3 protein-coding genes are annotated in these 5238 nt (G+C 19.5%); 2 read left to right on the top strand and 1 reads right to left on the bottom strand.

All coding sequences use genetic code 11. From position 1 onward, the window contains the following. Positions 1-703 precede the first annotated feature (703 nt). Positions 704-1585 (top strand): plasmid replication initiator TrfA, encoded by an 882-nt coding sequence (gene trfA / locus GJT98_RS02270; protein ID WP_168821461.1) that lies wholly within the window; start codon positions 704-706, stop codon positions 1583-1585. Positions 1586-1641: 56 nt separating this feature from the next. Next, on the top strand, positions 1642-2334 hold the full coding sequence (locus GJT98_RS02265) for a prephenate dehydratase domain-containing protein (RefSeq protein ID WP_168821459.1): 693 nt from the start codon (positions 1642-1644) through the stop codon (positions 2332-2334). Between the two features lie 57 nt (positions 2335-2391). Here the strand turns inward: GJT98_RS02265 and GJT98_RS02280 are convergent, their stop codons facing one another. Beyond that, a complete protein-coding gene (locus GJT98_RS02280; protein WP_211080542.1) occupies positions 2392-5238 on the bottom strand; it encodes an inverse autotransporter beta domain-containing protein in 2847 nt (948 codons plus the stop codon).

The raw sequence follows: 5238 nt of genomic DNA, 5'->3' as shown, positions 1-5238 counted from the left end.
TTGTATAAATTTGTTTTTAAGTTAACTAAAAATAATTTTAATCCAATTTATCACGTTTTAATATCATTCATATAATACAGATTATACACTTATTTTTTTCTTTTACAAGTGTTTTAAGAAAAATATAAAATCTTTATAAGAGTCTATAAAAGTCTATAAAAGTTTATAAAAGTTTATAAAAGACTCTTTTTCTTTTTATATATATATATACAAGAAAACTACTTGCTATCCCGTTTTTGGCTACTTGCTATCCCGTTTTTGGCTACTTGCTATCCCGTTTTTGGCTACTTGCTATCCCGTCCTTGCTACTTGCTATCCCGTCCTTGCTACTTGCTATCCCGTCCTTGCTACTTGCTATCCCGTTTTTTCTATTTTTAAAAAATAGAAATTAATAATGTTAAAAAAAACTTGACATATATAAATAATTATGTAAAATAAGATTTTATTATAAGAAAATATAATTTATTTTAAATTAAAAAGTAATTTTTAGTCATTCATATAAGTTTTTGAACAACAGGAACTATAATTTAAAAAATTAGTTAAATAAGTTAGTTAAAGTTTATATGGGAAGGGGGAAAGTCACTTAAATTAAGTTAGTTTTAAAAATATATAAAAAATATTAAAATTAGTTTATTTTTAATGATAATTAAAGATATCTATTTTTCTGTTAAAATTTTTTAGTATCAATTTTATTTAAATTTAAATGCGTAAAAAATTTATTTATGATAGAATTAATTTATTAATTAAAAAAAGTAATATTTCAAAAAAAAAGAGCATAAAAAAAGAAATAAAAAAAAAAAATACTAATGGTTCATTTTATGAACCTCTTGAATATATAAAAAAACAAAATTTTAATATTAAAAAATATTTTCCTAGTATTTCGAAAAATAAAAGAGCTATTCCAAATATTATATTACGTAGTTCTCTTTTTGGTATAGTTAAAAAAGGAAACAGAAAATATGAAAGAAATATTTTAAAAACATCTTTAAATGGTTTTTTTATACGTTTTACAGGAGAAAGTTTAGATCAATCTGATTTAGATGTATGGTTAGAATGTTTATATCGATTTACTAAAGTCCCTCTAGGAAAAAAAGTAATTTTTTCTACTTATTCTTTTTTAGAGTCAATAGATAGAAAAACAGGTAAAAAAGATTATGAATGGTTAAAATCGTCTTTAACAAGATTATCTATCTGTAGTATAGAAATAAATTATAAAAATTTTTTTTATATAGGTCATCTATTACAAGAGTGGTATAGGAATGATATAACAAAAAAAAATATAATTTTATTGAATAAAAATATAATTTCTTTTTTTGTAGATTCAATGTGGACGATAATTTCTTTAAAAGAAAGAAAAAAATTAAAAGGACGACCATTATCTCAATGGATTCATTGTTTTTATTGCTCTCATAATATTCCCTTATGTTATAAGGTAAGTACCTTAAAAAATTTATGTGGTAGTAAAACTTCTATATTATGGAAGTTTAGACAAATTTTAAAAAAATCTTTATCTGAAGTTTCTTTCGCTACTGATTGGGATTGTTGGATAGATAAAAATGATTTTGTTCATATTATAAAAAAATAAAATTTTCTTTTTTATTATATTTTATGTTAAAATAACTAAAAATATTTTTTAAAAAAATGTTAAAAATAATAAAAACAAATATTTTTTATTATAATACTAATCTTATTATTAATAAAAATATTAGAGATTTTATAAAAAAAAAAAAATCAAAAACTATAATAGATAATAGTTATCATAAAAGTATTGCATTTTTAGGACCTCTAGGTAGCTATTCACATTTAGCATTGTTAACTTATATTAATAAGTGTTTTTTTAGAAAAATACTTATTAATATAAGTTGTAAAAATTTTGCTGAAATTTTTTTTCATATTAAAAATAATAATACACATTTAGCTATAGTTCCTATATATAATAATTATACAGGATTAATAAAAGAAGTATCAATTTTATTAGAAAAAAATAATTCTTTTTTATATATAAAAAAGAATTTTAAATTACCTATTAAACATTGTTTAGTTACTTCTAAAACTAGTTTATCTTTAAATAAAATAGAAAGAATTTTTAGTCATCCTGAGATATTTAAACAATGTAGTTTTTTTATAAAAAAATTTCCTCACTGGGAAATAAAATATTGTTCTAGTTCTTCCTATGCTATGAATTTAATTAAAAAAAATTCATCAGAAAAATTAGCAGCAATAGGTAATAAAATAACTGCTAATTTTTATAATTTATATATTTTAAAAAATGAAATATCAAATTTTAAAGACAATACAACTAATTTTTTAGTTTTAAAAAAAAAATTTAATTAAATTTTTTTTTTAAAACTAAAAAATTAGTTTTTAAATTAAAATAAAAAATTTAATAAATTAATCATTATCTTTTTGCATACAAAAAACTGTAAAAATATTACTAGTAATACCTTTCTCTATATCTGAATTTAAAAAATTAATATAAAAATGTAATGGATCTGGAAAATACATGTTTATTATAGGAGTTGAAGTCCATACTAAATTAAACCTATCAACCATAGGCCATCCATAATTACTAAGTAAATCATTACCTGAATGATTTTTATAAAAATCAAATAATTCATCTTTTGTTGGTAAACGAGCATTTCGAGATTTACAATATGCTTCACCATTATACCAAGTAAATTTTGACCAATCCTCATTTAAATAATGAAAAACTTGATCCCCCAGACGTTCAGAAGCTAAAACTGGTCGTTCAAATTTTACCCCATTAACAAATAAAAAATCAGTCATATGACCATACATTTTAGCATGTAAAGTATTTGGGCTAGTAGAAACAGTAAAAATTAAATTAATTTTTTTAGTAATATAATTATTTGCACTAATTTCAAGAGTAGTACGTACACCAATACCATGTGGGTCAGAAATAGCTATTCTTAATTCCCCATTTATATTTGTTGTTAATGAAAAAATATCATTATCATAAGATTTTTGATTTGTAATATCTTCAATATGAATTTTCCCACTATCTTTTCTTACATCTCCTAATCTATCTCTAGCTATAATATTTCTTATATCAATTTGAGCAAATTTAAATCTCTTACCATGTTTATCATAAACTGTTATTAGAAAATTAATTGATTGACTAACTTTCGCAATAAGATTATCACGATCAGCTTTTAGTTCTAAATTATCTATAGAAGGTAAAACAAAATCAATTCTTTCATTAAGATCTTTATTAACTACATCACCTATTTTAACTCTTAAAAAAGCTTGCCCGTAAGATAAGCTAGTTATTGTAGCAGAATAAGTTCCTTTAGGATTTTCAATTACATGACTTATATGTATATTATATTTATCAGGTAAATTTCCCTTTGCTACTATAAAATTTACATTTTTCATATCTGTTAATAATGAATTATTAATATCTCTAGCTTCAAAAACAATTTTTGCTTTTTCCGAACTGACTAATATTTTTTTAGGAAAAACATTTAAAGTTGAAAAATTTTTATTTATTAAAGGTGGTAAAATTTTTATTTTAATACATGATATATCTTTATTACCTAACATATCAACTACATTAACCTTTACTATATATGTATTAATATTTTCTTTTTTGAAATTAAAATTAGGTAATTTTACAATATAATCACCCTTAATTAATTTAATTGATCCTCCATTTTTTAAAAAATTATTTTTAGTATCAAAATATGTATTTTTAATTTTATTTACAGCATTAACTTTTATTCCTAAAGAATGTTCACTACCTGGGTATCCAGTTATTGTTTTTTTTGTAAATATTTTAATTAGAAATTTTTTTCTATATTCTAAAATAATATTATTATTTCTATTAACAAAATCATATTTATGATCAGAAGATGATGAAAAAATATTACGAGTTTTAGTATGAATTTGATTTTCTAAAGGGGAATTTAATTTTAAATTAATATTAATACCAAATTGAATATGATTTTTTTCAAATAAAGTTTTAGAATTTTTTATAGTAAAAGTTAAAAAAGGAATTGGATTATAATTTATAGCAAAAGAAAAAATAGAAGGAGAAAATAATTTTTCATATCCTTCATCATTATCTTTTAATACATATCCTATTTCACCATAATATTTTTCATAATCTAGATTAAATATTAATTCTGGAATTTTAGGTAAATATCCTTCTGCTCTAATATCAAATCCTGTTGCAGGTCTTGAAAAAAATTCATCGTCATTTATTTCATTAAATGAATTAGATGAACTAAATTTTCTTTTATTTAAAAAATTTACATGCCACCATCTACTTAATCCATAATATATATTAGCATTAAATTTAATAAATTCTTTCCAAAATTCAAAACCTAAACCTATTCTTGTATTTTCTAGCGAAATATCATAATCAAAAAAACTATTTATACCTAATAAATAATTATTATTAAAGGATAATTTTCTTAAACCAAAACCTAAATTATTTTGATTTCTATTTTCAGTTTTATGTATATTATTTTGTATAAAAAAAACATAATTTTCTTTTTCAAAAAAAGGAAATAAAAAACTAATTTCAGAATTATTTAAATTCAAATTTTCATCTAAATTAATTCTTATTAAACTTTTTCCATTTATTTTAAATTTTTTAAATAATTTATGAATACTGGATTGAATATTATTATTTATTTTACTATTAAATTTATTAATAACGCTTAATTTAATGTTTCTTAAAAAAACATCTTTATTAGAAAGACCATTTAGAAGGAAATTTTTTGTTGTTATTAAATAATAATTAATTGTTTTATAGGAATTATTATAATTATTTATATCTAGATTATCTTCATCTATAGGAGAATAAAGATCTGAAACATAATCAATAAAATAATTATCATTATTATTATTTTTTTTTATATTACTCCAAAAAATTTCATCTTGAGGTAAATTTTTGTTAAAAAAATTATTTTTTTTTATATTATTAATTTTTTTTAATAAATCTATTTCAAGTAAATTATTACCTATACTGTTTTTCTGTCCTGTTTTTAGAAAGATAAAATATTCATTTTTAATTTTCAAAAAAATTGAAATTTTTTTTTTATTCTTTTTTTTTATAGAAAAAGAAATTTTTTCTTTACTTCTTTTATTGCTGTTTTTTTTATTTAATGCTCTTGAGTTTTTAATAGAAGAAAACGTAAATATAACAATTACTACTATTAATAATTTTTGCAATTTATTTAAAATTTTAAAATTAATTTTTTTTTTTTTCAT

The organism is Enterobacteriaceae endosymbiont of Donacia sparganii, from assembly GCF_012569045.1.
GTDB lineage: Bacteria > Pseudomonadota > Gammaproteobacteria > Enterobacterales > Enterobacteriaceae.
Note: the sequence above shows the minus strand (reverse complement) of the source record. Positions and strands in the feature narration are given on the sequence as shown.

What these genes read in the sequence shown, in the direction of transcription:
- trfA (WP_168821461.1), top strand. Translation starts at nt 704, where the DNA reads ATGCGTAAAAAATTTATTTATGATAGAATTAATTTATTAATTAAAAAA.
- GJT98_RS02265 (WP_168821459.1), top strand. Translation starts at nt 1,642, where the DNA reads ATGTTAAAAATAATAAAAACAAATATTTTTTATTATAATACTAATCTT.
- GJT98_RS02280 (WP_211080542.1), bottom strand. Translation starts at nt 5,238, where the DNA reads ATGAAAAAAAAAAAAATTAATTTTAAAATTTTAAATAAATTGCAAAAA.